Origin of the sequence: Microcoleus sp. Pol12B3 (assembly GCF_036701355.1) — a bacterium.
In the GTDB taxonomy this organism is placed as follows: domain Bacteria; phylum Cyanobacteriota; class Cyanobacteriia; order Cyanobacteriales; family Microcoleaceae; genus Microcoleus.
This window is the reverse complement of the sequence record NZ_JAUBQS010000008.1, coordinates 1-26842: the sequence shown is the minus strand read 5'-3', so window position 1 is coordinate 26842 and position 26842 is coordinate 1. Positions and strand designations below refer to the sequence as shown.

The window sequence follows — 26842 nt, the reverse complement described above, 5'->3', positions numbered from 1 at the left end:
TCTGAGAGGCTCGGAAGTCTGCATTTTAGGAACCCTCTCAGCATCAAATAGAATAGGAATGTATCTCTTGTTAAGACATCGGAACTAGGGATAGAAATCGCTGCCTCGGTATCCAACATTTACCCACAAGCGGGGATTTCTAATTACCTGGTTTCCAAACTACTTCTTCAACTTTGAGCTGCTTGGGAATTAAGCCGAGTTCAAAAAAAGTATCGGCAATTTCCTGTTGCTCGGCAACCATATCAGCTTGGATCGGTTCAAATCCATAACTCCGCCGTCGAGTCACTACATCTAAGATAGAAACATCAATTTTCAGAAGGGGAGCGAGAATCTTGACTACTTCTGCAGGATTCGCATCCGCCCAAGTCGCTACTGCTTGAGTTTCTTCTCTAATTGCCTCAATGATTTTGACATTCGGCTGAGCAAATGAGCGATTAGCTAAGTAAAAATCTCGGTTAGCTGCTAGTCCTTTGCTATCTTTAACAACACGAACATCTCCTGGCGCTTGAGCTGCTGCATAAAAGGGGTCCCAAATTACCCAAGCATCTACGTTACCTTGTTGGAAGGCAGCTCTGGCATCGGCTGGTGTCAGGTTGGCCGGCTGAATCTCAGTCCATTTTATTCCTGCGGATTTCAGTGCTTTTGCTAACAGGTAATTGGCGCTTGAACCTTTTGTAAAAGCTATTTTCTTACTCCGCAAATCTGCAAGGGTGTGAATTGCCGAATTAGCAGGAACTAAAATACCTGAACTGCGGTCTTTGGGGGCGCTACCGCCAATGTAAAGCAGGGGTGCGTTAGCAGCCTGGGCAAAGACTGGAGGAGCGTCCCCGGTGCGCCCGATGTCGATGCTGCCCGCGTTTAGCGCTTCCAACATCGGGGGGCCTGACTGAAATTCTTTCCACTCAACGGATATACCTAGAGGCTGCAAGCGTTTCTCTAACCCGCCTCTGGCTTTGACTAGCGTGAAGGGGTCTAATTTCTGATGACCGATGCGGACTACCTGAGCTTGAGCTGCTGCGGGGGAAGCGGCGGGGCTTGCAGAGCTGGTAGGGGGAGTATTGTTACAGGCGGCGATCGCCCAATTTAAGCTGATTCCCAATAGAAATAGCGCTGCTAGGGAAAGGTGCGATCGCCATAATTGAGCAAGGAATGAAATCAGTCTTTTGAGCATAAACAATAATATTGTTTGTTGGTAACTTTCCGATCAGAGACTTCCAACTAATTCGGGTTTGCCAGTTTGTAGGGCACCAACAAACTCTTGCAACTGCGATCGCAGTATTTGTTCTGTTTCCTCTTCAAGTTGTACGCTTGTTTCGTCATAACTTTGGATCTGCGTGTCTAAAACATAGACACCAGCCAAGATATGACTAGCGCCCAGCTCGGATAACACTGGTTTGAGGGCGTAGTTAATTGCTAATAAGTGACCCAGCGTACCTCCGGTGGCGATTGGGAGAATAACTTTACCAGCTAAACTCTTCTGCGGTAGCAAATCTAAGTAAGCTTTGAGTACGCCTGTGTAGGCTGCTTTGTAAACAGGTGTGGCGATGATTATGCCCTTGGCTTCTACTACTAAATCATTGACTGCTTTTAAGTCTGGGTTCGCGAATTGTCCGTAAATTAATACCTCTGGCGGGAGATCGCGGACGTTGATAGAGGCCGTACTCAGTCCCTCTTTCTCGACAGCACGGCGGGCGTATTCCAGCACGGCAAAGGAGCGGGATGGATGAGACGGGCTACCTGCGATCGCAACAACATTAGGCATTTAATAGTCCTCCTATTTTTGACTCATTTAAAAATGAACGATTTACGGTATCGCCAGCAAATACGGTAAATTGGTAGGTTTACCGTATTTTATAGATAGTAAGCTAGCACGGTCAATTTTAAAAAGCAAGTAAGTTGAGATGTAAAGTTTGATAACTCTTATACAAATTTTGTGCGCTCGCGAATCTCGGCGGGAATCAACTGTCAAGTTTTTTCTCCCAGATACAGCATAATCTCACCGGACTCAAAAACAGAGCCTTTACAGGAAGCGGGTTTGCTTGTTCTTAACAATTATTTATCAAAGCCCCAGAAGTTGGACGAAAAATTATCTTGCTTTTTGTAGGTACCTATGCAATAATCTTGTTTAATCACAAACTACTGTAATTTGACTGACTTACCGTAGATTTAATTTATAAATGCTAATCTGCTATTCACCAGCACCGGTGAGTAGGAGACGAATTGGCATTTGCTCAACAGCCACCTTTGACAGCGAAAAAGGTTTTGAACCTGTGGCATAGATAGCGATATGGAGGTTTTTTAGAATGGAATCACCACTCTCAGGAATAGGTCTAGAATTAGTAAAACTCCAGAAGTCATTTGGAAATATTAAAATTTTGCGGGATATCAACATAGAAATAAATCCCGGAGAATTTGTAGCAATTGTAGGTCGCAGCGGGTGTGGCAAAAGTACCTTACTGCGCTTAATCGCCGGACTAGAAGTTCCCACTCAAGGCACTGTCTTCCTAGATGGAAAGCCGTCCCGCCAACTCAACTCTAAAGTGACAATGATGTTTCAGGATGCACGGCTACTACCTTGGCAAAAAGTGGTAGCAAATGTGAAATTAGGGCTAGTCACGGCCAAAGAAAACACGCACTGCAAAGCGATGCAAGTCCTTCACGCGGTAGGGCTTGGCGATCGCGCCAACGATTGGCCGGCGGTACTCTCCGGCGGTCAAAAGCAGAGAGTTTCTTTAGCAAGAGCCCTTGCCTGCGAACCTCATTTACTGCTGCTTGATGAACCCCTCGGCGCGTTGGATGCTTTGACTCGCATTGAGATGCAGCAATTGTTAGAAAATTTATGGCAAGAAAAAGGCTTTACCGCACTACTGATCACTCATGACGTAGAAGAAGCAGTGGTGCTAGCTGACCGAGTTATTTTAATAGAAAATGGTCAGATTGCCATGGACTGTTCGATTGATATGCCGCGACCGAGGCAGAGAGGAAATGCTCTATTTGCTGCGAAAGTAGAGGCGATTTTGCAGCGCGTTATGGGTCAAAAAGAAAGTAGCAAAGAGGCAGAGAAATTTGCAATAGGTAGGTACACAAAACCCAACTATGTAAAGATAAGTAAATACGGATAACGGATCTACCAAGGTAACTCAGATATGGGCGCTCGTTTAAGAATATTTCTGACTCGCGAGCTCTTCCTCAGCGAATCCGATGCACCCGGATTTGATATCACTCGCAGATCCTAAACTCCGATCGATACTTCACCGTTCCGCTGCAATCCTCCAAAGCTCCACTTTCTAACTCCAAAACCATAAAAGCTTCATCGGGCACATCATATTCACATTTCAAGCTCTTTTTGCTAGCAGGAATAAACCCAAAACGCGGATAAAAATCTGGATGACCAAGCACAACCACTGCGTGAAATCCCGATCGCCCGCACTCTTTTAAACCTTCCCGAATCAGCAGTGTTCCTATACCTTGCCGCTGATAGTGGGGTAGAACAGCGACTGGCGCCAACCCCTGAATCGACAAATTCCTAGAACATTTTCCTTCGACGACAACCGGACTGAAGAAAATGTGTCCGACAACGCGATCGGATTGTACCGCAACGAAGGAAAATGTAGATGCAATTCCCCGCAATCGCTCGACTAAGTTAGCCTCATTTTCTCGCCCGAATGCCTCAATATTAATGTTGCGAACAGCTTCTACATCTTCGGGATTTTCTGTACGGATATCCATAGCTTAGATTAATGATTTTTTGCCCCTCTGGCAGACGAATTACTACAGAAACTCTTTCTATCTTTCGCGCCCCATATTAATCAAATTATAGCGCCCCTGAAGCCTTTTTCCTCTTTTTTAGTTATATATTTTTGGCAACCAATTACACAACTACTGGCAGATGATTGCCAAATCGTCGGCAAAGTCGATCGCTTCCAATAGACAAGATTGATTCAATCGCTTTCACTTGCTTCAATTATCTGCGTTTAGTGTGTTTCTCTGCCTTAAATCTGCGGTTGCTCTATCGACGAAGACTTATGCAATGCAAGTCTAATCTTCATCCGATACCCCGAACGGCTTAACTGTCATTATTGGGGTACAAGCTGACCGGAAGACAACCGCTTAATACCCTCCATCGCTTTAGTTTCTCCGGCTTTATCACCGCCCTCGCGGGCAATTTTTAAAGCTCCCTCGTAGGATTCGAGAGCTTGAGGATATTGACCGAGACTTTCATGAATTGCGCCCATATTGTTGAGCAAGCGTCCGATACTTGTCTTGTCACCAATTGCTTCTAACATCGGTATTGCTTGCTGAAAATAGATCAGCGCTTGAGTATCTTTGCCGAGTTTGCGAGAGGTAAGTGCCATGTTGTTGAGGAGGCGGCCGACGCCAGCCCTGTCTCCGATTTCCCGGCGAATTGCTAAGGCTTGGTGATAAAATTCCATCGCCCTATTAAAGTCGCCGATGTTGTAGTAGACGCCGCCCATGTTATTGAGGGTACGGCCTAAATCGCGCCGATCGCCCGATGCCGTGCGAATCGTCCGCGCTTGCTGGTAAAATTCGATCGCCTTGGCGTAATCTGCCTGTTCTGCGTACACGGCCGCGATGTTGTGGAGGGATTCTCCAATTTCAATTTTGTCGTCATTAGTTTTGGCAAGTTCCAAAGCTTCTTGGTGCAGTTTCATCGCTTCGGAAAAATTGTCCCCAATCCGGTTAACGAAACCGATGAGATTGAGAGTGCGCGCGATACGACGCCCTCCGCTGATTTCTCGGTGAATCACTAAAGCTTGCTGCAGAACTTCCAAAGCTTTGGGCCTCAAACCCATTTCGCCATAAACTTCCCCCATATTATTGAGGGTTTCTCCGATTCCGGCTTGGTCGCCGAGTTGCTTGCGGATTGCCAAAACTTGCTCAAAAGTCTCGATTGCTTCTCGAAACAAACCCTCGCGGTGCTGTTTTACTCCTGTTTCAAAGAGTGCGTCTGCTTGCGTTTTGGGGTCAGTTGCCTGAGCGTGATCGCTCGCTTGGGCGCGCCTCGCATTTATAATTGGGCCATAAGCCCGGGCGTCTGAAATTGCCAGCAAGCTGAGTGCGGGCGATAAGACAAGACTTATAGCTGCGATATAGCTAAAGTGGTAAGAGCGGCTGTTCACCGATCGAGTCCTCCAAGAGCCAAGTTATACCTATTAAGATAGAGCTCTTTGGGGTGTTCCTGCCGATTTTTTTTTCAGCCGCTAGGTTCCGATACCACTTTCAAAAAAGAATGCAACTGTATGCCCGCGCTTCAAACCCATACACAGTCAGTCATTCCCTATTCTTCAATCCAAAATCTCAAATCTCAAATCTCACATCGCATGGCTTGGTTTTTGTCTTGCCAGACTGCCAGAATCAGCGGCATATTGTTGAGAGCGGATATGATAGCAAAGTTTTTGCTAGGTGGAAGCGATGCTTTTTCAGAGCTTTGCAAGATGATGTCCTGTTGGTCAAGTGTGATCCAAGCAATTCCTGACAAAACTTGAATTTCTCGATGAGTTTGAGGCAATCTGTATACCTCGTTTTCCATCAGAATAATGCGATCCTCTTCGAGGGCTCCGCTAACGGGCGCTGCACATTTGGAAGATATTTGAAGCATAGCATCTCCTACTTGGTAATTGGTAATTGCTAATTGCTAATTGCTAATGGACGACTGTATTTCACTGCTTTTCCACGCAACCCACACACTACTATTGGCAATAACGCCGATCTATCCAAGCGCGCATTTCATCATCCGTTGCCACGCAGGTAGAACGACCCGTCGCCCGATCGCAACCGTGCCACCAAGTGTTACCATAGCGATCGCACGTCTGCCAAATTCTCAGTTCCTCCTCACTAGAAATGAGGTAGAGCAAAAACTGCCCAATTTTATTTATAGGTGAAAAGAGAGATAGCCCTTTCTGTTGTGCGGATATTTTAGCTCTATCTGTTATCGGAAAAAACATCATTATTCGGGGGTTTATCAGACTTTTGTAAGTAGACATAGCCAACACCTTAAAGTGATTTTTTCTACAAAAACTGCACTAATAAAATTACAAAAAATAGCTTGTAACTGCAATAAAATTTTCGCAATTAAAGCACAATATGGTTGTCGTGCAAGTCCTGTAAAAGTCTATCTGTTACCTGATAAATTAACCTTAACTCTGGGGCAATTGACAATCAAAGCATTGCTTGCATAGGTTGTATGAATAAAATTGATATATCGAAGCCCTTGTGACAATTTGGGTACTACTGGCACAAACGCTATGAACGAAATCAATACGCGGCGGATGAAACTCTCTCAGATTCAAGCTTTGATAGCTGTAGCAGACTGTGAAAACTTTAGCGAGGCGGCTTTGCAATTGGAACTGTCCCAATCCGCCGTCAGCCACGCCATCGCCTCTTTAGAAACAGAATTGGGAGTGCAATTGTTCCACCGGGGGCGACACGGTGCTCAACTGACGCCAGTGGGGGAAAGGGTAGTGAGTCATGGGCGTCAAATAGCCTGCGCCTTAGAAATGATGGTCAAAGAAGCGGATTTAGAAAAAGGTTTGCAGGGAGGCCAGGTACGGATAGTTACTTTTCGGAGTGTCGCAACTCATATCCTACCGGGTATTATTGCTAAATTTCGCAGTTGCTTTCCCAAAATTACGGTTAGCATTACCGAAGTTTATTATACCCAAGCTGTGGAAGAGGCTTTGCGATCGGGCAAAGCAGACATCGGCTTTGTATCTCTTCCCATCTCCGATGAATTTGAAACTAGAGAAATTTTGCGGGATAAATATGTTGTGTTGCTGCCGCCAACTGCCAAATTGTCAAGTGATAAGATTACCTGGGAAGAATTAGCAGCTTATCCGTTGATTTTGCAGCCGGCGGAAAATCCTTGTTCGATACCGCTGCGAAAATATTTGACAACTTCGGGGTTTCCCTTAAATATCGCTTACGAACTCAGCGAAGATTCAACTATTGTCAGTATGGTGATGCAAGGTTTGGGTACAGCAATTCTTCCGCGTTTGGCTGCGGAACCGATACCTACGTCGGTGAAAGTTTGCAGTTTGCCTGCGGATTTTGAAAGGGTAATTGGGGTGTCTGTTTTGAGGGATGGGTTATTGATTCCGGCCGTGTTTGCGTTTTTGGATTTAGTTAAAAGTGCCCCAGAGGTTGATAGTGAGGGGGATTTTCCGATTAATCCTTCATGAGAAATCTAAGTCAGTTGTTATTGGTTATTGGTTAGATTGGGTTTTTTTTACTGCAGATATCAACAGATGAACGCGGATGGGAGTGTATATGCGTTCATCTGCGGTAAAAAAAAATCGCATAAAATAGTACGATCGCTGATTGCCTATTTCATGCGTTTTGCAACAAGACTAGAACTGTCGCCTTGGTGGAATTTGATTCGACCATCTACCGAGTTTTTATCCTTTAATTTGAGCCAACCGCTACCAGATGCAGGATCGTTCTCATCATTACCGTCCCATGTAAACTCAAATCGCTGATCCTTTCCATCTTTTACGACTTCGCCGTCAATTTCACCTGATACTAAACCGAATTGAAATTCTCCTGAACCTGTTTCATCAATCTCGATATAGGCTTCAACTTCCATGTCCAAATAATCACTATCCCACATTGCCATCTCTGTGATCCGCCATGTACCGCTATATTCCATTGCTTTCATCCTCCACTTGTGTTATTAATATTCGCCATCTCTCTCACCCAGTTGCGGAAATTCACCTCCGCTTCTACTTCATCTACCTGCGCTGCTGCCAAGAATTCGTAAAGCTTTTCCTTGGGGACGATGGGAAAAGTGGGGCTGACAGATACTTCCAAATACTCATCGTTCTCTAGCTTATAAATTCGCCATTCTCTACCATTGTACCGCCAAAACTCCGGTACTCCCATACTGGCATAGAGAGCAAGCTTGTTAATATCGGTATGGGTGATATCTATTTCCACTACTAAATCGGGTGCTGGATCTGTGGCTATATCTACTGTACGACCGGCTACGAGGGGCTGATTTTGTATGTAATAGGCATTATCTGGTTCTGCACCGCGCTCTAAGTCCGATCGATCGAGGGTTGTTGAACCCATTGTTTTGATTTTTAAACCTAGCTCTACTACCAAAATCCGAATCAAAAGTTCGATTAAGCGTGCTGAAAATTCGTGTTCTTCTAATGGCATGGTTATTTCTACAATCCCTCGATCGAATATCAATTTAGCTGCTCGTTTATCGCCCAGAATTTTGAGCAGTTGTTGATAACCCTGCCAAGTAATATTTCTAAACACCACTCGCTGTTCGCCTATGGGTAACGGTGGTGCGATCGGCGCAACAGAAATCATATTTTTTACTTCCAGCTATGAGATTTCTAAGATAACATAAGGAACAGGCATCTTGCCTGTTCCACAACTAACAAATTATTGATTGTGGAACGGGCATCTTGCCCGTTATTAAAAAGACTCAACACATTTTATTTGCTCTTATCAGTTCTCTGGCGCAAAATAAATTCAGCTAGTGCTAAATCAACCGGTGTTGTGACTTTCAAATTCGTCTCTTCTCCCTCCACAATTTGCACTGGTAAACCGCATTTTTCAAACAAAGCCGCATCGTCTGTCACTTCCCAACCTTTTTGTCGTCCTTCTTCGTGACACTGCTTTAACAATTTCACTTCAAATCCTTGAGGAGTCTGGGCCGCCCACAAATTGCTTCTGTCTGGGGTGTCTCGCACGATCCGACGGTCATCTACGACCTTAATCGTATCCTTGACCGGGACGGCGACAATCAAGCCCGGACAGGTCAAGAGAACCTCGGCAGATCGATCGAACAATTCAGCAGTTGCCAAACACCTGGCGCCGTCGTGAATCAACACTCGATCGGCATTTGGTGGTAAAGCCTGCAAACCGTTGTAAACTGACTCTTGCCTGGTGGCGCCTCCTTTAATCAGTTCCACGGGCTTGACCAAAGATAAATCGCTCAGAATTGCTTTAAAATCCGGAAAATCGTCTGGCTGGCCCATGATGCCAATCCAGCTAATGTGCTGCGAAGCTTCAGCAGCAGCCAAAGTCCAACTCAGCAAAGGTTTTCCCAGCAAAGTCAGCAGCAGTTTGTTCCGCTGACTCCCCATCCGTCGCCCCGAACCTGCTGCAGGAATTAATAAGTGCATTAAGTAACCCTTCTTCACCCAACTAGGTATATATTAAGAGCGTCCTGTACTTTTGGGTCAGTTGTTTAGCTGTCAGCCAGTAGCTTTTAAAGTCTAGAATTACTATAAGCTGATAGCTGAAGACCGATCGCTGAGAGCTACCTCGATAGATAATAGCCCGATCGTTTATGATGCGAATACTAGCACTTGTCCCTGGCGGGATTGGCGACCAAATTTTATTTTTCCCCACCCTTGATGACCTCAAGCAGTCTTATCCAGAGGCGCAAATTGATGTCATCGTGGAACCGAGGGCAAAGGGCGCTTACCGAGTCTGCAAGTCCGTCAAAGAAGTTTTGACGTACAATTTCAAAGACCGCAACGCTATGGCAGATTGGGGCAATTTACTGGGCGTAATTCGCGATCGCGAATACGAAGCAGTTATTTCCCTCGGCCAGCGGTGGACTGTAGGGCTGCTGCTGTGGCTGACCGGCATTCCGCAGAGAGTTGGGTATTCGGGAACCAACGGTGCTCGATTTCTCACTGCTGCGGTACCGCTGAAAACTGAACAGTACGCGGCTTCAATGTACCACGATTTGCTGCAAGGATTTAACATTACAAATCCTTGTCCGGCGATCGCAATTAATGTACCTAAACAGGACATTCAGTGGGCGGAAGCCGAACAGCAGCGGTTGGGAATCAAAGAAAGCGGTTACATTCTAATTCACGGCGGTTCGAGTCAATTAGCTGTGTCTAAAGGTATTGACAAAATTTACCCTACAGACAACTGGAAGCAAATAATTGAAGATTGTCAGCAGCGGCAGCCGAATTTGCCCGTTGTTGTTGTGAAAGGGCCCGAAGATGCAGACTTCGTGACAAAGTTAGTCGAGTCATGTCCGAATGTAAAAGTTATCTCGCCGGATGATGTCGGCAAGTTGGCTGCCACCATTGCTGCTGCTAATTTGATGATATGTACTGACAGTGCGCCGATGCACTTAGCTGTGGCGGTTCAAACTTATACAATAGCTTTGTTTGGCCCGACTGAACCGGCGAAATTGTTGCCAAAGAGCGATCGATTTTTGGGCATTAAATCTCCTACTGGCAAAATGGCAGACATCTCTCCTCAAGATGTTTTGAAGAAGGTTTGGGGCGGCTAAAAACTAGGATATCTAAGTCAGGACACGGCACGGCCGTGTCCCTACAATTTAGCTGGTTTCCAGGCAGAGCCTGGGAACCCATATCTAGAGGCTCTGCCTCGCTTATCGGGGCTTCACAGGAAGCAGAGCCTGGGGACGAGGAATCATTTTCCGTGATTCCTCTTTCGCTCTTCGTTTTTCAACAAGCTCCATCATCTGCTGTAATTCCTTCTTCTTTTGGTTTGCAAACCGAGTGGCGGCAACAGTTGTCACTCCTCCCGCAGCAGTAGTGATAGCACCTTCCTGAACTTTATTAGCATAAACAAGTCCCACACCTACGAAAGCAAAAATTGCCGATGTACCGATGACGGTAAGGGCGACATTGTAGCTTTGGCGAACTTGTCGCAGCCATTCTTCCAGTATTTCTTCTGCAATGTCGCTATAATCTTCGTCAGGGTGCGATTTGCTGGATAAGTGACATTTCATTTAACAGACCTCTTTGGTTTATCAATAATTGTTTTGTGTCCTGATAAAATCATGGCATCAATTTAATTCAGTAAAGTTGACTAAAGGTATAAACTTAGGTCTATTAGAGGTAGGTATAATCAAAGTATACTCAAGGTCTAATTAAACGATAAAAGGCATTGCCCCGATTTGGTATAAGTCTTGATTTTGAGAGTTTGATTTACGGATAGGTTTACTTAGTTTATCAGGTAAAATTAAATTTTGGGTTAACTTAAATGGATTGGCAAGAATTTCTTAAAGGCGAATCTGGGAGACATCGGTTATCTACGGAACAAACAGAAACATTATTAGCAGCGCTCTTCTCTCCTGAAAAACCACCCCTAAATCAGACAGAGCTGGCAGTAAAATTCAACATAGCAGAAGCTACTGTAAAACAGCGGATGGGAGAGATTTACAAGAAGTTTGGGAATAGTTTTGGTCAACTTGTTGACCAAAAAGGTGCAGGAAAATTGGAAATCTTGTATAACAACTTAAAACAAAAGTATTATCAAAAACCCGAACCAGTATTTGTTACCCCAGTTTCTAACTTATCTCCCTACCCTGAAGAATTTAGATCGTTAATAGAAGAAAAGATTCGGACTTTTTGCGGCCGCCAATTTGTTTTTAAGGCTTTTCAGGACTTTCTCAAGGAAAAGCCTCACGGTTATTTTACAATTATCGGGGATGCGGGAATGGGCAAAAGTTCGATCGTTGCCAAATACGTCTCCGAACATAAATCTCCCTGCTATTTCAATATTCTCGTCGAAGGCCGCAACAGACCAGAATTGTTTTTGAAGAGCATTCGCCAGCAATTAATTGACCGCTATCAATTGCCAAATTTAGAAAATGCCGATTTACCAACTTTACTGGCAAACGTGGCGAGACAACTCACTTTGGGCGAACGTTTGGTAATTGCAGTTGATGCACTGGATGAAGTCGAACAAGAACCGGGAGAAAATCTTTTACATTTACCGACAACTCTGCCAGATAAGGTTTATTTTCTGCTGACTAGGCGACCTTATCACCTCGGTAAAAAGCGACTGTCTGTATCTCCGGGAGTTCCGGTCAAAGAATTAGATTTGAGAGATGACCAGTATGTCAATTTTAATCAAGATGATATCAAAGAGTATATTCTATTTGTTCTAAATGCAGAGTCTGACTATAAGGATGGATTGAGAAAGTGGATTCAAGAGCGGGGCATTCTCGATGCAATTTTTGTCGAACAGTTAGCCAAAAAAAGCGAAAATAATTTTATGTATTTGCGGTATGTTTTGCCAGCAATTGCTAAGGGCGATTACAATGACTTGGATTTAAAGCAATTACCAGACGGGCTGCAAGAGTATTATCAAAACCACTGGGTGCGGATGGGGCTGGAAGATAAGCCCGGGCAATTGATGGAGATTGTCTTGTATATTTTGTTAGAGATTGGCACGCCGATTGACTGCGAGATGATTGCTGGAATTGCTAAGGAAGATAAATGCGACGTAGAAGCGGTTTTAGATGAGTGGGTGGAGTATTTGAAAAAGCAGAAGGTAGACGGAGAATTCTGCTACGGCATCTATCATGCTAGTTTCCTTGACTTTCTGAAAGCAAAACGGGAGATGGATTCAAAGCGGAAGCTCTTTCGGGAAGTAAATCAACGGATTGCTGAATATTTAGAACAGGGGATGGCGTGAGATGAGAGAATTTGCGGACAAATTAGCGGCCAAACCACTTTCCTATCAACGTGCTTATCTGGGCAGCTTACTGCCAAATTATGTCAAGTCTGGAAATTTAGGAAAATATTATCAAACGCTGACAGATTTTAACTTCCTGATGGCAAAAATTCAGCATCCTGACTTTGGGGTGCAGGCACTTATTGATGATTTCGCTTTGGTTGACGATTCAGAAGCATTAACTCATCCAGAGTACAACTCAGAAAAAGTTGAAGCCGTGAACTTGATTCAAGCGGCACTGTGGATTTCAGCCGATATTGTGACTCTAGATAAGACGCAACTCGCAGGGCAATTGTTAGGGCGCTTGCTGCACTTTAACATTCCGGCAATTCAGGGAATGGCAGAGGTAGCTAAGCAGTGGAAAGCAGCACCTTGGTTGCGTCCTTTGACATCTTGTTTAACTCCCCCTGGCAGGGGACTGATTCGCACACTTAAAGGTCACACCGGCTCGGTAAATGCAGTCGCCGTCACTGCTGATGGCAAGCGGGCAATTTCTGGTTCATCTGACAACACCCTCAAAGTTTGGGATTTAACAACTGGAGAAAAACAGTTTACTCTTACTGGTCACAGCAACTCGGTAAATGCAGTCGCCGTCACTGCTGATGGCAAGCGGGCAATTTCTGGTTCATCTGACAAGACCCTCAAAGTTTGGGATTTAACAACTGGAGAGGAACAGTTTACTCTTACTGGTCACAGCAGCTCGGTAAATGCAGTCGCCGTCACTGCTGATGGCAAAATCGTAATTTCCGCTTCAGATGACAAAACCCTAAAAGTTTGGGATTTAACAACTCGAAAGGAAAAGTTTACTCTTACTGGTCACAGGCGATCGGTAAATTCAGTAGCCGTCACTCCTGATGGCAAAATGGTAATTTTCAGTTCAGATCACAAAACCCTCAAAGCCTGGGATTTAGAAAGTCGAAAAGAACTGTTTACTCTCGAAGGTCACAGCAAGTCAGTAAATGCAGTAACCCTGACTGCTGATGGGAAGCGGGCGATTTCCGTTTCAGATGACGAAACTCTCAAAGTTTGGGATTTAGAAACTCGAAAAGAACTGTTTACTCTCATAGCTCACTGGAACTGGGTAAATGCAGTAACCGTGACTGCTGATGGCAAGCGGGCGATTTCTAGTTCACGGGACGGCACCCTCAAAGTTTGGGATTTAACAACTCGAAAGGAACTGTTTACGCTCACAGGTCACAGCGGCGGGGTAAAAGCAGTCGCCGTCACCGCTGATGGGAAGCGGGCGATTTCTGGTTCATCGGACAACACCCTAAAAGTCTGGAATTTAGAACCTGGAGAGGAACGGTTCACCCTCAAAAGTCACAGCTACCTGACAGAGGCAGTCGCCTTCACCGCTGATGGGAAGCGGGCGATTTCTGGTTCAGGGGACGGCACCGTCAAAGTTTGGGATTTAACAACTCGAAAGGAACTGTTTACGCTCACAGGTCACAGCGACTCGGTAAATGCAGTCGCCGTCACCGCTGATGGGAAGCGGGCAATTTCTGGTTCACGGGACGACACCCTCAAAGTTTGGGATTTAACAACTGGAAAGGAACTGTTTACGCTCACAGGTCACAGCGACTCGGTAAATGCGGTCGCCGTCACCACTGATGGGAAGTGGGCAATTTCTGGTTCACGGGACGGCACCGTCAAAGTTTGGGATTTAACAACTGGAAAGGAACTGTTTACGCTCACAGGTCACAGCAAGTCGGTAATAGCAGTCGCTGTCACTGCTGATGGTAAGCGCGTGATTTCTGGTTCAAGAGACAACACCCTCAAAGTCTGGGATTTAGAAATAAGGAGGGGATTGTTAGCTTTTATTTGGAGAAATCCAATAGCTTCAAAGCAAATATTTACTCTCACGGGTCACAGCAAGTCGATAACAGAAGTCGCTATTACTACTGATGGCAAGTGGGCGATTTCCCGTTCAGATGACCAAACCCTTAAATTTTGGAATTTAGTAACTCGAAAGGCACAGTTCATTCTCAAAGATCACAGTGATTCGCTAAATACATTCGCCATCACTCCCGACGGCAAACGGGTGATTTGCGGTTCAGATGACACTCTCAAAGTCTGGGATTTGTCGAGTGGAAATGTCATTGCTAGTTTCACGGGTGAAAGTTCGATCGCCTCTTGCGCCATTGCACCCGATGGAGTCACAATTGTGGCAGGCGACGCATCCGGCTGCGTATATTTCCTGCGGCTAGAAGGGGTGGAGGAACTAACATGAATTCCTCACCTCTGCCAACTCCCATCTCTACCGATTCTTACCCAAAAGAATTTCAGCAACTCCTGCGAGAAAAAACCGAGAATTTTGCAGGCCGCAAGTTTGTTTTTTCTGCCATATCCGACTTTCTAAACTCCCACAGCCGCGGTTATTTCACAATTGTCGGCACTCCCGGCTGCGGCAAAAGTTCCATCCTCGCCCAATATGTCAGCGCCCATCCTCGCAGTATCTATTACAACGCTGCAGTTGAGGGCAAAAATCGAGCTGAAGATTTTCTCGCTTCTGTCTGCACTCAACTGATTGACAAATACCTTGCCGCCAATGGGGAAACATCGGAAATTGTCAGGCTAAGATCTCAACTTCAAAATCTCGAATCCGATGATGGGAGTTGGTTTCTGTCTTTGTTGCTTCAGCAAATTAGCGATAAATTAAACGATCGCCAAAAGTTGATAATTGTCATTGATTCTGTAGACGCGATCGCCCGCACGAGTCAGCCTCCCAGCACAAATCTGTTTTATCTGCCGAGATATTTGGGCGATCGTACTTATTTTATCCTCGCCCGCCGCCCGTTTTTGAGAGAGAAATCAGGTTTGTTAATTGAAACCCCATCTCAAACTCTCGATTTAAGAGATTATCCCGCCCAAAATCGGGAGGATGCCCTGAACTACATTCAGCAATACCTATCAACCGCACCGGATTTAACTCAACCCGAATTCGGCCAACAACTGGCAACTCTCAGCGAAAACAATTTCATGTATCTGAGTCAGATGTTACCTGCCATTAACGAGAATCCCCACCCCGATGCTACTCTGGGGGAGTCCTCACTTGTCTCTGAACTTCCTCCCGGTTTAGCAGCGTATTATCAAAACCACTGGCTGCGGATGAGAGGTGATGCTTTATCGGCGATCGAGTTGTCTGTGCTGAATGTTTTGGTACAATCAACAGCAAGTTTATCTGTAAGTGCGATCGCCAATATAATCGATCAGGATGAATACGATGTAGAAAAAACGTTAGACAATTGGATCGAGTTCTTAAATAAGCAGGAAATCGGAGGAGAAATTTGCTATAGTTTGTATCATGATAGTTTCCGCGAATGGCTGGGAAAACAATCTATTTTAGAATGATGAGTTTACCTAGATTTGCATTTCTTATCTTCAGTCCGCGCAGGCGGACTTTGTTTGTGTAGACGCGATTTCAATCGCCGAATTATATCAAAAACAATACAACAATGAAACGAGCAGTATTTCTTGACAGAGATGGCGTTCTCAATATCGAAGCGGGCTACATCCACAAAATTGAAGATTTGCATTTAATCCCCGGAGTCGCCCAAGCTGTACGCCGTTTAAATGACAAAGAAATATTTTGCTGTTTGGTTTCCAATCAATCCGGCCCAGCGAGGGGTTATTATCCGGTTAGCCACGTCGAAGCTTTGCACAAACGCCTTTGTCAGTTATTAGAAAATGAAGCCGGAGCCAAGTTAGATGCTCTTTATTACTGTCCTTATTTAAGCGCAGCCGAAGGCGGAACAAACCCAGAATTCACGCGGTATACAACGTGGCGAAAACCGAATACAGGGATGTTGGTAGCGGCGGCTTGGGAACAGGATTTAGATTTGCGAAATAGTTTTATGGTCGGGGATAAAGCCACTGATGTTGATATGGCTCACAATGCCGGCTGTACAGGTATTTTGGTGCAGACTGGTTACGGAGAAAGTGTGTTGAGTGGGGAGTATCAGCACCATACTAAACCGGATTTTATTGCAGCAAATTTAGCCGCGGCGGTGGAGTGGATTTTGCAAAACTTTGATTAGTGTTGGTAGTGGTATTTAAGTTGTTTCTCGTTGAGTCTTACAGGAAAGTGCTACGTAAGGAAGCGCGACTGTGAAGGTTGTACCCACGCCCATTTTGCTTTCGCAGGCGATCGCGCCTCCTTGCAATTCCACAGCTTTTTTAACAATGGTTAATCCCAAACCGTTACCTTTAATCTTTCCAGTATTCTTGCAGCGGTAAAACATTTCAAATATTTTCCCTACTTCGGTTTCCGGGATACCGATCCCTTCGTCTCGGATGCGGATAATTAGTAAGGGAGAGTTAATATTGGTAAAGTATGAATTAGAAAAGAAAGAGTGAGGAGATAAGCAGAAAATAGCTTCTTTGTCTCCTTCGCTTGCTGGACGGCATTCCAATTCCAAGGTTACTTGCCCGCCGTTGGGAGAATATTTGATAGCGTTGACGATTAAGTTAGAAATAATGCCGTGCAGCAATTGTTGATCTAATATTGCACTGGTAACATCTGACGGGATTAATGTTAGTTTGTGCCTTGCTTCATTTCCTAACTGCAATTGAGCGAGCAAGTCTTGACAAAATTCGACTAAATTTATCGGTAATGGATTGCATTTGAGTTGGCCTGATTCTGCTCTGCCCATCAACAGCATATCGTCGATTAGCTGGTTCATCTTTTGTGTAGCTGAGTGCACCAGCCGCAGGGTTCTAACTTGGGATTCGTCACTGCTGCGGTTTCGATCGAGCTTTAACAGTTCCGCAGAGATTAAAATCGCGTTGAGCGGGTTCCGCAATTCGTGAGCTGCCATTGAAATATACTGGTTTTGGCGGTGCGATTTTTCTTCCATCGACTCTCTGGCTGCTTCCGAGGCTTTGAGAGATTCTCGCATCTTGGTGTCGATTTCGTGTCTGTGCAGGGCAATCTCGATCGCCACCCGCAAATCATTTTGTTGAAATGGTTTGATAATATAACCGAATGGGTCTGTAAGTTTCGCTCTTTGCAGCGTTTGATCGTCGGTATACGCTGTTAAAAATACGGTCGGCACATTCCTATTAGTTCGGATTTTCTCGGCTGCTGTTACCCCGTCCATGTCACCTTTAAGCACGATATCCATCAACACTAAATCGGGCGGGTTTTCTATCGCTTTTTGAATTGCTTCTTCTCCTGAAGAAACTGTAGCTGTTACTGCATATCCCAGTTTTTTTAATCGACCTGCTATGTCTTGGGCTACAATAACTTCGTCTTCTACAACCAAAATTTGTATAGGGTTCATTTTTCGTTAAATACGCTGCCGATAATTTAACTCTTGGAAAATCAGAGTGTAGCAGATTCCACCCTGACTGTCAATGGCAATACTCGCCTCTAATTGGTAAGCCAACATTCTCACTAATCGCAATCCTAATGTTTCAGTATTTTCCACGTCAAAATCCGCGGGAAATCCGCGACCGTTATCTTGAATAGTTAAATAAAATTGGCGGTCATTTATCCTATAAAAATTAATACCTATTTCACCATTTAAACTTGAAACAAAGGCATATTTTAAAGAGTTAGAAACCAGTTCGTTAATAATTAAGCCACACGGAATTGCTGTTTCTATGTTTAAATAAATGGGGTCAACTTTGAGATTAAATTGGATGGCAGTGTTGCCACAACCAAAAGATTGATACAAATTAGCAACCAAATTTTCGACGTAGAGGGGAAGGTCGATGCGATCGAGATGTTCGGATTGATACAGTTGCTCGTGAATCAGAGCCATTGAATGGATGCGAGTCTGGCTTTCTTCAAATAAAGCTAGCGTCGCTTCGTCTTCAATATATTGAGCTTGAAGTTGCAGCAAGCTAGAAATTACCTGCATATTATTTTTGACTCGGTGGTGAATTTCTTTGAGCAATACTTCTTTTTCGCGGAGTGCTGCTTGGATGCGGGCCTCGGTAAATTTGCGATCGCTGATATCTTCGGCAATACCCGCGATGCGGTAAATTTTGCCCGATTCGTCGTAAATGGGAAAAGCTCGATCGCACAGCCAGCGAATTGTGCCGTCTGGCAGAAAAATCCGATATTCGTTACTGGTGGACTCGCCCTGCAACACACGCCCCATTGCCTCTTCCAACAGGAGTTTATCTTCTGGATGCACCCACTCCATCATTTTTAATGGAGCGGCATACAATTCTTCGCGACTGCGCCCCCAGATTTGTTCGTAAGCTGGACTCAGATACAATAAATCGGTGAATTCCGCAGACATTAGCCAGACAGAATCTTGGATATTTTCTGCTAGCTGGCGGAAGCGTTCTTCACTTTCGCGGATGGTTTTTTCTGCCTGTTTGCGTGCGGTAATATCTACTGCAAGACCCACAATGCGGTAAACTTTACCAGATTGATTTCTAATCGGAAAAGCCCGATCGCGAATCCAGCGGATTTTGCCGTCCGGCCTAACAATTCGATATTCTATCTCGTCTTCATACTCAATTTGTCTAGTTAAATTAGCAATAACGCGCTCGCGATCTTCTGGATGGAGGGAATCTGCAAAAAAGCGCCCGTAAGCATATAAATCAGCGCAGCTTCTGCCCCAAATCTTTTCGTAACCCGGACTGATATAAATAATTTCCTGGGGTTGAACGTTTACCATCCAAAACACGCTTTCAATGTTTTCTGCTAGCTGTCGGAACCTTTCTTCGCTTTCTTTCAGCGCTGCTTCTGTTTTTTTGCGATCGCTAATATCTTCGGTCACTACTACATTGTAAATTGCCCCGCTCAGCGGTTCTTGGATGAGCGATACTGTAATATTTACCCAAACTACACTGCCGTCTTTGTGCAGCAAGCGTTTTTCCATTCTAAAACTGTCAATTTCCCCGGCAAATAATTTCTTGTTTTGTTCTAAATCTACATCTATATCTTCTGGGTAAGTAACGTCCATCCAAGTTCGCGACAGCAGTTCAGTCGCAGTATATCCGACTATATCGCAGAATTTTTGATTGACTCGCAAATAGCGGCCTGTTTCGTCAGGGTGGGTAATGCCGACTGCCGCTTGTTCGACGGTTGCCCGAAAGCGTTCTTCGCTATCTCTGAGGGTTGCTTCTGCTTTTTTGCGATCGCTAATATCGCGCTGCACGCCAAAATAGCCCACGATTCTGCCGTGGGAATCGTAAATGCAAATATAGTCGCCTTCTACCCAAAATGGAACCCCGTCAAACTTGCGATTCTCATTTTCGATGTGAATTCGGCCAGCATCAAAAAATTCCCTCATTATCTCTCTGCCACCAGTCAAGTTGTGCGATAAGAAAGAGTAAAGCGTCCGACCAATAAACTCTTCCCTAGAATCCCCGTATTGAGCTATCAAAGCATCATTTGCCTTCGTTACCCGCCCGTTAGCAAATATGTAATCCAAGACTTCTTCTTTGTCAACTGTATCGTCCCACTGCACGGGTTCGTCCAGCATCATAAATAAAAAACCATCTAAAGATTGAGAGAAAAACAATTCTAGCTGTTCCTTGCTTTCCCGCAGAGCTTCTTCGGCGCGCCAGCGAGAGAGAATTTCTTCCCGCAATTGATTGTTGGCTTTTTTCAAGTCTTCAGTGCGCTTTTGATATTTAATTTGTAGCTGATTTTTGATTTCTTCCAGCGCTATTTCTGCCTGTTTTTTTTCGGTAATATCTTGAGTAACGACCATTCCTGCAAAAATTTCTTCCCGGTCGTTTTTGACGGGAGCAATTGTTGTTGAATAAACGCGATTGCCGTATTTATATTCAAAAGTATTCTCTTTTCCTGCCAAAGCAGCGCGATATGTAGTCTCAAAAAGGCGCAAATCTTCAGGTGGGGATACTTCCCACAATGTTTTGCCTTCCAACAGTTCTTTGGACAAACCAACTGCTGCCAAACCTTGGCCGTCAACCAGAGTATAGCGCAAATCGCGATCGAACAAAAACACCGAGCCATTCGGATAATGTTTGATGAGAGTTCGGTACATTTCCTGGCTTTTTTCCAGAGATGCGATTAACTGAATGCGATCGTCCTCGGTGATATCAAATTCAGTTGCCGAACCAGCAAAGCCAGCATTCTCGACGGCTTTGAGTTGTGCTTCTAATTTCTGGCACAATTCTCTCTGCTGCTGCAAATCCTCTTCTAGTTGCCGAATTTTTGCTTTTTGCTCTGCTACTAATGCTTCGCAGGTTTCCAGAGGTCGATCGCTCTTGGTAGGATCAATACACATAAGCGCTCTTTGTTTGGCAGTTGCGGACTTGAGCTTTGTCAAGTTAATACTAACAAAGCTCAAGCCTTCACTGCTAACTTAATTAATCAATCTTTCTTGACTTCTGCCCAAAGCCTTCTACTTTTCCTTTATTTAGGAACTCCCGCCGTCAAGACTTCATGACTTTCCAATGTCACCAAAACATCATCTTCAATTCTCACGCCAATACCGCGCCATTTTTCAGGAACCTCCGGCTGTCCTTCAACGGGTTTAATATAAGGAGAAATATAAATCCCCGGTTCCACCGTCAGCACTTGTCCTGCCTGCAAAACTTGCGGATTTTCGCCGTACTGATAAACGCCGACATCGTGCACGTCCAATCCCAGCCAATGACCAGTGCGGTGCATATAAAACGGCTTGTATTTCTCTTCTTTAATTATCTCTTCAATGTCCCCCACCAAAAGTTTTAAATCCATTAAACCTTCCACCAAAACGCGCACCGCTGTTTCGTGAATTTTGCTGTAAGGATTTCCGGGATATACTTGATTAATTGCCTGCAATTGTGCTTGCAAAACTAAGTCATAAATTATCTGTTGTTCCGCTGTAAATTTGCCGCTAACAGGAAAGGTGCGAGTAATATCGGCGTTGTAGTAGTCGCAAGCACAACCGGCATCTATTAGCAACAAATCGTTTTCCTGCATTTGGCGGTTGTTTTCGATGTAGTGGAGGACGCAGGAATTGTAACCGGATGCAACAATTGAAGGGTAAGCCGGAGTGCAGCCATTTAAGCCAAAAGTATGTTCTATTTCAGCTTGAATTTCATATTCGTACCTGCCCGGTTTGGCGAATTCTTGGGCGCGGTTGTGGGCTGCAACTGAGATATTAGCCGCTTTTCGCATTAATGCTAATTCTGTTTCGCTTTTCACCAGCCGCATCGGGTGTAAAATGATGTTGGAATCTTCGATTGCTGTCGGGCCTGTGCCGCGTTTCGGGTAGGTTGCCATCAACCGCTGCCAGTGATTGAGGACTGTTTGGTTGAAAGTACGATCGCGCCCGAAGTGATAGTATATGCGATCGGCTTTTTCTAAATATTTCGGCAATTTTTCCGCAAGTTCGGCGATGGGGAAAGCTTCATCCGCGCCGTACAATTCCTTAGCGCCTTCTACTCCGGCGCGATAACCGTGCCAAGTTTCTTTTTCCAAGTCTTTTGGCTGCACAAACAAAACAAATTTGTGTTCTTCGTGGTGCGGCGCGAGCACTGCTACCGCCGCAGCTTCGTTGAAACCGGTTAAGTAGAAAAAATCGCTATCTTGTCGGTAGGCGTATTCTACATCGTTGTGCATGACGGCTGCGGGCGCGCTGCGAAATATCGCCGTCCCGCTGCCAATTTTTGCCATTAACTGTTCGCGTCTTTGCCGGTATTCGGTGGGGTTGGTCATCCGATTTTAGATTTTAGATTTTAGATTTTAGATTGAGTGTAATATTAACACTCGGCGGTTTCAAGCGCTGCTTGTCAGACTTGCACCCCCAAGCCCAGGGTTGAAGATATAGGCAATCTGTTTCTTTCTGGGTATACTTATTTATTCTATTGTTCTGCGATCGCCAATGGACAAAGATGAGTTGCGATCGACTAAAGTCCATCTCGGATCGAAATTCGACCAATTTTCTCCATCTTCGCTAACTCTGACGGTTTTCAACTGTCGCTGCTGGCAGTTAACTTCCATGTGCGCCAACAATTTCTGGTTACTAAACTGTTGAGTTCCTAGAAGAATGCCGACTGGATCAGAGGGAACACCGGGAATATCCGATTTACTCTATTCAACGCTGCTGGGGTCGATGCAAATATCTACAAAACATCTTAATTTTTCGGCGCGGGCGCTCAAAGTATTGACACAAACAAAAATAAAAGTTGCTATTAAAAAAAATGACGAATTATTAGTATGTATGGCAAATGTAGTATTCATCTGCGTTAATTGGCGTTTAGGGGCGGTTTAATATTATTATTGACAGTTTAATAAAAAAGTAGGGTCGTGGCAATAGTGCTGCGTCCCTACTTTTTAAAGACACGGCATTGCCGTGTCCCTAATTTTTAAACAAGTCTTAAAGCTGAGGAACGTATTGTTCTTTTTCAGGAACAAAAGTGTATTCAGAGACGATTAGGCGCAACTCTTCGCCGTCGATGGTTTCTTTTTCAATCAACAAATCGACTAAGCGATCGATCACGGTGCGATTTTCGCGAATAATTCGGCGCGCCTCGTCGTAGCAGTGATCGACAATTGCTCGAACTTGTCCGTCAATCCGAGAGGCTATTTCTTCGGAATATTCCGATCGCGCTGTGTAGTCGCGGCCGAGGAAAATTTCGCTTTGCTGGGCTTCAAGGGCGATCGGGCCCAAGGTAGACATCCCGTAGCGAGTCACCATTTGGCGCGCCATACCGCTTACTTGCTGCAAGTCGTTGCCGGCACCGGTAGTTACTTCGGCATCGCCGAAAACTACTTCTTCGGCTGCGCGGCCACCTAAAGCACCGCTAATCCGGGCTAAAATTTGCGATCGAGAAATCAAACCTTGGTCTTCGCTGGGCATGAACCAAGTCAAGCCGCGGGCCTGTCCGCGAGGAACTAAGGTAACTTTTTGAACTGGATCGTGGGCTTGAATGATTGTACCGACGATCGCGTGGCCGATTTCGTGGTAAGCAATCAAGCGCTTGCTCTTGCTGTCCACCAAAGGAGTGCCTTCCATACCTGCTACCACGCGATCGACTGCATCGTCAATTTCGAGCATCGTAATCGCCTCTTTGCGGCGGCGGGCGGTTAAAATAGCAGCTTCGTTGAGCAAGTTAGCCAAATCAGCGCCAGTAAAGCCTGGAGTGCGGCGGGCGATGGCGTCCAAAGAAATTTCCGCAGACAGCTTCTTGTTGCGCGCGTGAACTTCCAAAATTTCCAACCGGCCTTTGATATCCGGCGTATCTACCGTAACTTGGCGATCGAAGCGACCCGGACGCAGCAGCGCTGAGTCGAGCACGTCGGGGCGGTTCGTGGCAGCAATGATGATAATGCCAGTATTGCCCTCAAAACCGTCCATTTCGGTCAGCAACTGGTTCAGGGTTTGTTCCCGTTCGTCGTTACCGCCACCGATACCGGCGCCGCGCTGCCTTCCTACGGCATCGATTTCATCGATGAAGATGATGCAAGGAGCATTTTCTTTAGCTTTCTTGAACAAGTCGCGGACGCGGGAAGCGCCGACACCGACGAACATTTCGACAAATTCTGAACCGGAGATGCTGAAGAAAGGCACGCCGGCTTCGCCTGCGATCGCTTTTGCCAGCAAGGTTTTACCGGTTCCGGGAGGGCCAACTAGCAGCACGCCTTTGGGAATCTTCGCCCCGACTGCGGTGAAGCGTTCGGGTTTTTTGAGGAATGTCACCACTTCTTGAAGTTCTTCTTTGGCTTCCTCAACGCCTGCTACGTCGTCGAACAGTACGCCTGTTTTAGCTTCCATTTGAAAGCGAGCTTTGGATTTGCCAAAGTTCATGGCTTGGCCCGGGCCGCCGGGAACGTTGCCACCGCGGCGGAAGAGGAAAAACAGGCCTCCTACTAACAAGAGGGGAAATACTAGATTGCCTAAAAGTCCCCAGACAGCACCGTCATTGCGTAGTGGGTGAGTGTCGAAGCTGATTTTTGAGTCTCTGAGTCTAGAAACCAGTTCCGGGGCATTTGAGGGCAAGTCTACCCGCCACCGCTGCTCGTGATTGTCCAGTTCGGGATCGACTGCTAGGACAATAGCCGTCCGACCTCCGTCGTAAAGGTCAACGCTGGTCACTCGACCGGCGTTTAAGTAATCTAAGAATCGACCGTAGCTCAGGCGGGTGCTGGCGGTGTTCTTGCTCATTTCTGCGGGGGATGGGGCAAAGGCCCCCTGCCACAAGAAAAAGCCGATGACTAAGGCAGGTAAAGTCCAAAGTAGTATAGTTCGCCAAGAAATTTTCATAAATGCGGATGCCTTGAATTGGGGACAGATCGGGTAAGATCGCGGTGTCGGAGAAGTGCGACAAAAGTTTACACTCAGAATCTTAACTAAATTTAACTTAACAATGCACTCTCAGGCAACAGAGCTTTGAGGACGATGGCTCCAGAAAAAGTTAGGTTAGTTAGGGTAAGGGCGATCGTCCCGAATATAATGTTTGGTGCTGATTTCGATACCGATCTAGGTAGAGTTAGAAGAATCGTCGCTTTCACCCACTGTCTTTAAGCGTGGCAGTGTCAAGGGATAAGGCATGATAATGGTGAGGCTCAGTGAGGTAACACATTTCAATGACAACTAGACAGCTTGTTCCTAATTCGGCTATGCTGACCCAGCAGACTAAAGTCGCTTCTAACAAATCGATTATTAGTGCTGATTTGGGTCGGACGGCAACTAAAGCTTGCGTGAGTCGCAACCCGAGTAGCGTTGTTTTCATCCCTGCCAACGTGGCTACTATGCCCGTGGAAAAGGTGCGGGGTGGCAGCTTTGAGTCCAAAGCAACAGATCCTCTGTTGGATATGTGGCTGGAGTACCAGGGCAAGGGTTACGCTATAGGCCAACTAGCGGCAGATTTTGGCGCTAATCTCGGTGGCGCTGACCAGTCGAAAGTAGTAGATGCTTTGGTTAAGGTCTTTTCCTGTGCTGGATATTTCCAGATGAAGGGCGAAATAGCAGTTGTGCTGGGTTTGCCGTTTTATTCGCAGGATCAGTTTGAGAAAGAAAAGGAAGAGATTATCAGCCAACTGCGCTCTCCCCACGTTGTGGTGTACCGGGGCGAGCGTGTGGATATTAATATCAGTCACGTTTGGGTGATGCCGGAAGGGTTCGGCAGCCTGATTTGGTGCGAGGCTCAAGATAACAAGGAGTTTACGCCGGAGTTGCCCGAACTGTCGGTGGCGGTTGTTGATATTGGACACCAAACTACCGATTTGTTAATGGTCGATCGTTTCCGGTTCGCCCGGGCGGCTTCTAAGAGCGATTCCTTCGCAATGAACAAGTTCTACGAACAAGTTGCCTCAAAGATTCCGGGAGCAGACCCTCAATCTCTGTCTTTACTGGAAGCGGTGAATAAACCGGAAGGCCAGCGTTTCTACCGTCCGAGAGGAGCGACTAAGCCGACTAATTTAGATCCGATTATTAAGGATTTGCGAGAGGCTTTCGCTAACGAACTGTCCGAACGTTTGGTGCAGTGGCTGCCGGAACGTGTGACGGATGTGGTTCTGACTGGCGGGGGCGGCGAGTTTTTCTGGGAGGTGTTGCAACCTTTGCTTAAAGACGCCAATCTTAAGGCTCACTTGGCTCAGCCTTCCCGGAAAGCTAATGCTTTGGGACAGTTTATTTATGCTGAGGCTCAGCTAGCCACGATTAAGTAACGCATTAAGGCTTGAACCCTATGGCACTGTGGGCAAAAAATAAGGCGAATTTCTCGGTGGCGTTTACGGAAGATGCTGCGGATCAAACTTTGCTGGCCGCTATTGAAAAAGAGTTGGCTTTCACGAAGTATCAGACTTTCAGCAATCTCTGCAAGCAGGCTTTGTGGCAGTTTTTGTCTGTATCTGAGTCTACTAGCTCTACACAGAGCTTTCAGCGGTTGGAACAGCGTATTGCTGAACTTGTGGTCAAATTTGCTGAGTTTGAGCACAATGTTTCGGCAGAGGAATTAAGCCGTTTGGAGGGACTGGAACATCACCTGACTCAACTCAGCGCGCAGTTGGATCAATTGCAGGGGAGTGTTAACAGTAAGTTTGCTCAAGTTTCTTTTGCCCCAGTTTCAAAAGTAGTAGAGCCTGACCCCATTGAGTCTGAGTCTGTGGCGGATGATAATGTAGTGTCTGACGCTGAGGTTGCTCCTCGTCGGGAATCCGATCCTTTGCTGGAGCGTTTAAGTTCTTTGTTACCGCAAGATTTCTAAAATGAGGTAGACCTAGGCTACAAAGCCTTGAGATGTAATGTTAGTGGCCCGCTGTTGGCAGCCGGTACTGAAGAAACAAAGCGATCGCTCTTTTGAAAAAAAAGGGCGATCGCTTTGTTATTGACGATTTTAGATTTTAGATTTTAGATCCCACATTCCGCAGATGTGGGTGGAATTTTTTTATCAGTTGTGAAAAGTTGGAACCCCAAAGTTTTTCCGTTTAACT

Annotated in this window: 25 protein-coding genes; 9 read left to right on the top strand and 16 right to left on the bottom strand. The window is 45.6% G+C overall.

All coding sequences use genetic code 11. The annotated features are described in order from the left end of the window. Positions 1-139 precede the first annotated feature (139 nt). Both QUA53_RS05895 and ssuE read right to left on the bottom strand, forming a co-directional pair. On the bottom strand, positions 140-1171 hold the full coding sequence (locus QUA53_RS05895; protein WP_333095598.1) for a sulfonate ABC transporter substrate-binding protein: 1032 nt from the start codon (positions 1169-1171) through the stop codon (positions 140-142). 33 nt (positions 1172-1204) lie between these two features. Further along, entirely contained in the window at positions 1205-1762 is a 558-nt protein-coding gene (gene ssuE, locus QUA53_RS05890) for an NADPH-dependent FMN reductase (protein ID WP_333095597.1), read from the bottom strand. Positions 1763-2303: 541 nt separating this feature from the next. Between ssuE and QUA53_RS05885 the strand changes: the two genes are divergently transcribed. After that, positions 2304-3122: an ATP-binding cassette domain-containing protein gene (locus QUA53_RS05885; RefSeq protein WP_333095595.1), complete on the top strand. Its 819-nt coding sequence runs from the start codon at positions 2304-2306 to the stop codon at positions 3120-3122. Between the two features lie 97 nt (positions 3123-3219). Here QUA53_RS05885 and QUA53_RS05880 read toward each other — a convergent pair whose 3' ends face one another. The 4 genes from QUA53_RS05880 to QUA53_RS05865 form a co-directional block, all read right to left on the bottom strand. Continuing rightward, positions 3220-3729, bottom strand: a complete 510-nt coding sequence (locus tag QUA53_RS05880) for an N-acetyltransferase (protein WP_333095594.1) — start codon at positions 3727-3729, stop codon at positions 3220-3222. Between the two features lie 347 nt (positions 3730-4076). Further along, positions 4077-5141: a tetratricopeptide repeat protein gene (locus tag QUA53_RS05875; protein ID WP_333095593.1), complete on the bottom strand. Its 1065-nt coding sequence runs from the start codon at positions 5139-5141 to the stop codon at positions 4077-4079. Positions 5142-5326: 185 nt separating this feature from the next. Beyond that, positions 5327-5620 carry a hypothetical protein gene (locus tag QUA53_RS05870; protein WP_333095592.1) on the bottom strand — a complete coding sequence of 98 codons (294 nt, stop codon included), beginning with the start codon at positions 5618-5620 and terminating at the stop codon, positions 5327-5329. A 91-nt stretch (positions 5621-5711) separates the two neighbouring features. Beyond that, complete coding sequence (locus QUA53_RS05865; protein WP_333095590.1) at positions 5712-5876, bottom strand: hypothetical protein; 165 nt, start codon at positions 5874-5876, stop codon at positions 5712-5714. Between the two features lie 390 nt (positions 5877-6266). Between QUA53_RS05865 and QUA53_RS05860 the strand changes: the two genes are divergently transcribed. Next, positions 6267-7199: a LysR family transcriptional regulator gene (locus QUA53_RS05860; RefSeq protein ID WP_333095588.1), complete on the top strand. Its 933-nt coding sequence runs from the start codon at positions 6267-6269 to the stop codon at positions 7197-7199. 143 nt (positions 7200-7342) lie between these two features. Here the strand turns inward: QUA53_RS05860 and QUA53_RS05855 are convergent, their stop codons facing one another. The 3 genes from QUA53_RS05855 to ispD all read right to left on the bottom strand — a co-directional run bounded on the left by QUA53_RS05855 (position 7343) and on the right by ispD (position 9158). Then, positions 7343-7675: a hypothetical protein gene (locus QUA53_RS05855; protein ID WP_333149882.1), complete on the bottom strand. Its 333-nt coding sequence runs from the start codon at positions 7673-7675 to the stop codon at positions 7343-7345. Then, on the bottom strand, positions 7672-8337 hold the full coding sequence (locus QUA53_RS05850; protein WP_333095586.1) for a Uma2 family endonuclease: 666 nt from the start codon (positions 8335-8337) through the stop codon (positions 7672-7674). The genes QUA53_RS05855 and QUA53_RS05850 overlap by 4 nt, the downstream gene beginning before the upstream one ends. 128 nt (positions 8338-8465) lie before the next feature. Further along, on the bottom strand, positions 8466-9158 hold the full coding sequence (ispD, locus tag QUA53_RS05845) for a 2-C-methyl-D-erythritol 4-phosphate cytidylyltransferase (RefSeq protein ID WP_333095585.1): 693 nt from the start codon (positions 9156-9158) through the stop codon (positions 8466-8468). Between the two features lie 170 nt (positions 9159-9328). Between ispD and QUA53_RS05840 the strand changes: the two genes are divergently transcribed. Then, entirely contained in the window at positions 9329-10291 is a 963-nt protein-coding gene (locus tag QUA53_RS05840; protein ID WP_333095753.1) for a glycosyltransferase family 9 protein, read from the top strand. A gap of 102 nt (positions 10292-10393) precedes the next feature. On the opposite strand, the gene QUA53_RS05835 is transcribed toward QUA53_RS05840, so the two are convergent. After that, complete coding sequence (locus tag QUA53_RS05835; protein ID WP_333095584.1) at positions 10394-10756, bottom strand: TRADD-N-associated membrane domain-containing protein; 363 nt, start codon at positions 10754-10756, stop codon at positions 10394-10396. Between the two features lie 254 nt (positions 10757-11010). Between QUA53_RS05835 and QUA53_RS05830 the strand changes: the two genes are divergently transcribed. From QUA53_RS05830 to QUA53_RS05815, 4 genes are all read left to right on the top strand, one after another. Then, on the top strand, positions 11011-12450 hold the full coding sequence (locus QUA53_RS05830; protein WP_333095583.1) for an ATP-binding protein: 1440 nt from the start codon (positions 11011-11013) through the stop codon (positions 12448-12450). Position 12451: 1 nt separating this feature from the next. Next, positions 12452-14719 (top strand): WD40 repeat domain-containing protein, encoded by a 2268-nt coding sequence (locus QUA53_RS05825; protein ID WP_333095581.1) that lies wholly within the window; start codon positions 12452-12454, stop codon positions 14717-14719. After that, on the top strand, positions 14716-15840 hold the full coding sequence (locus QUA53_RS05820) for an ATP-binding protein (RefSeq protein WP_333095580.1): 1125 nt from the start codon (positions 14716-14718) through the stop codon (positions 15838-15840). Before QUA53_RS05825 ends, QUA53_RS05820 begins: the two co-directional genes overlap by 4 nt. A 104-nt stretch (positions 15841-15944) precedes the next feature. Beyond that, complete coding sequence (locus tag QUA53_RS05815; protein WP_333095578.1) at positions 15945-16526, top strand: HAD family hydrolase; 582 nt, start codon at positions 15945-15947, stop codon at positions 16524-16526. Positions 16527-16541: 15 nt separating this feature from the next. On the opposite strand, the gene QUA53_RS05810 is transcribed toward QUA53_RS05815, so the two are convergent. The 6 genes from QUA53_RS05810 to ftsH2 all read right to left on the bottom strand — a co-directional run bounded on the left by QUA53_RS05810 (position 16542) and on the right by ftsH2 (position 24671). Further along, entirely contained in the window at positions 16542-17771 is a 1230-nt protein-coding gene (locus QUA53_RS05810) for an ATP-binding protein (protein WP_333095577.1), read from the bottom strand. Between the two features lie 6 nt (positions 17772-17777). Further along, on the bottom strand, positions 17778-20705 hold the full coding sequence (locus QUA53_RS05805) for a PAS domain S-box protein (RefSeq protein WP_333095576.1): 2928 nt from the start codon (positions 20703-20705) through the stop codon (positions 17778-17780). A 128-nt stretch (positions 20706-20833) separates the two neighbouring features. Further along, positions 20834-22123: an aminopeptidase P N-terminal domain-containing protein gene (locus QUA53_RS05800; protein ID WP_333095575.1), complete on the bottom strand. Its 1290-nt coding sequence runs from the start codon at positions 22121-22123 to the stop codon at positions 20834-20836. Positions 22124-22264: 141 nt separating this feature from the next. After that, positions 22265-22408 carry a hypothetical protein gene (locus QUA53_RS05795; protein WP_333095574.1) on the bottom strand — a complete coding sequence of 48 codons (144 nt, stop codon included), beginning with the start codon at positions 22406-22408 and terminating at the stop codon, positions 22265-22267. A gap of 90 nt (positions 22409-22498) precedes the next feature. Then, positions 22499-22648, bottom strand: a complete 150-nt coding sequence (locus QUA53_RS05790; RefSeq protein ID WP_333095572.1) for a hypothetical protein — start codon at positions 22646-22648, stop codon at positions 22499-22501. A gap of 136 nt (positions 22649-22784) precedes the next feature. After that, positions 22785-24671 carry an ATP-dependent zinc metalloprotease FtsH2 gene (ftsH2, locus tag QUA53_RS05785; RefSeq protein ID WP_333095570.1) on the bottom strand — a complete coding sequence of 629 codons (1887 nt, stop codon included), beginning with the start codon at positions 24669-24671 and terminating at the stop codon, positions 22785-22787. Between the two features lie 323 nt (positions 24672-24994). Here ftsH2 and QUA53_RS05780 point away from each other — a divergent pair, with 323 nt between their 5' ends. Both QUA53_RS05780 and QUA53_RS05775 read left to right on the top strand, forming a co-directional pair. Beyond that, positions 24995-26077, top strand: coding sequence for a ParM/StbA family protein (locus QUA53_RS05780; protein ID WP_333041971.1), 1083 nt, complete (start codon positions 24995-24997; stop codon positions 26075-26077). A 20-nt stretch (positions 26078-26097) separates the two neighbouring features. Then, a complete protein-coding gene (locus QUA53_RS05775; RefSeq protein WP_333068371.1) occupies positions 26098-26616 on the top strand; it encodes a hypothetical protein in 519 nt (172 codons plus the stop codon). Positions 26617-26842 lie beyond the last annotated feature (226 nt).

Bases quoted from the DNA above. Each gene is read 5' to 3' on its own strand.
- QUA53_RS05825 (WP_333095581.1), top strand. From the start codon at position 12,452: ATGAGAGAATTTGCGGACAAATTAGCGGCCAAACCACTTTCCTATCAA.
- QUA53_RS05815 (WP_333095578.1), top strand. From the start codon at position 15,945: ATGAAACGAGCAGTATTTCTTGACAGAGATGGCGTTCTCAATATCGAA.
- QUA53_RS05895 (WP_333095598.1), bottom strand. From the start codon at position 1,171: ATGCTCAAAAGACTGATTTCATTCCTTGCTCAATTATGGCGATCGCAC.
- QUA53_RS05835 (WP_333095584.1), bottom strand. From the start codon at position 10,756: ATGAAATGTCACTTATCCAGCAAATCGCACCCTGACGAAGATTATAGC.
- QUA53_RS05790 (WP_333095572.1), bottom strand. From the start codon at position 22,648: ATGAATACTACATTTGCCATACATACTAATAATTCGTCATTTTTTTTA.
- ftsH2 (WP_333095570.1), bottom strand. From the start codon at position 24,671: ATGAAAATTTCTTGGCGAACTATACTACTTTGGACTTTACCTGCCTTA.
- QUA53_RS05885 (WP_333095595.1), top strand. From the start codon at position 2,304: ATGGAATCACCACTCTCAGGAATAGGTCTAGAATTAGTAAAACTCCAG.
- QUA53_RS05820 (WP_333095580.1), top strand. From the start codon at position 14,716: ATGAATTCCTCACCTCTGCCAACTCCCATCTCTACCGATTCTTACCCA.
- QUA53_RS05870 (WP_333095592.1), bottom strand. From the start codon at position 5,620: ATGCTTCAAATATCTTCCAAATGTGCAGCGCCCGTTAGCGGAGCCCTC.
- QUA53_RS05795 (WP_333095574.1), bottom strand. From the start codon at position 22,408: ATGGAAGTTAACTGCCAGCAGCGACAGTTGAAAACCGTCAGAGTTAGC.
- QUA53_RS05880 (WP_333095594.1), bottom strand. From the start codon at position 3,729: ATGGATATCCGTACAGAAAATCCCGAAGATGTAGAAGCTGTTCGCAAC.
- ispD (WP_333095585.1), bottom strand. From the start codon at position 9,158: ATGCACTTATTAATTCCTGCAGCAGGTTCGGGGCGACGGATGGGGAGT.
- QUA53_RS05800 (WP_333095575.1), bottom strand. From the start codon at position 22,123: ATGACCAACCCCACCGAATACCGGCAAAGACGCGAACAGTTAATGGCA.
- QUA53_RS05810 (WP_333095577.1), bottom strand. From the start codon at position 17,771: ATGAACCCTATACAAATTTTGGTTGTAGAAGACGAAGTTATTGTAGCC.
- QUA53_RS05830 (WP_333095583.1), top strand. From the start codon at position 11,011: ATGGATTGGCAAGAATTTCTTAAAGGCGAATCTGGGAGACATCGGTTA.
- ssuE (WP_333095597.1), bottom strand. From the start codon at position 1,762: ATGCCTAATGTTGTTGCGATCGCAGGTAGCCCGTCTCATCCATCCCGC.
- QUA53_RS05855 (WP_333149882.1), bottom strand. From the start codon at position 7,675: ATGAAAGCAATGGAATATAGCGGTACATGGCGGATCACAGAGATGGCA.
- QUA53_RS05850 (WP_333095586.1), bottom strand. From the start codon at position 8,337: ATGATTTCTGTTGCGCCGATCGCACCACCGTTACCCATAGGCGAACAG.
- QUA53_RS05775 (WP_333068371.1), top strand. From the start codon at position 26,098: ATGGCACTGTGGGCAAAAAATAAGGCGAATTTCTCGGTGGCGTTTACG.
- QUA53_RS05780 (WP_333041971.1), top strand. From the start codon at position 24,995: ATGACAACTAGACAGCTTGTTCCTAATTCGGCTATGCTGACCCAGCAG.
- QUA53_RS05840 (WP_333095753.1), top strand. From the start codon at position 9,329: ATGCGAATACTAGCACTTGTCCCTGGCGGGATTGGCGACCAAATTTTA.
- QUA53_RS05805 (WP_333095576.1), bottom strand. From the start codon at position 20,705: ATGTGTATTGATCCTACCAAGAGCGATCGACCTCTGGAAACCTGCGAA.
- QUA53_RS05860 (WP_333095588.1), top strand. From the start codon at position 6,267: ATGAACGAAATCAATACGCGGCGGATGAAACTCTCTCAGATTCAAGCT.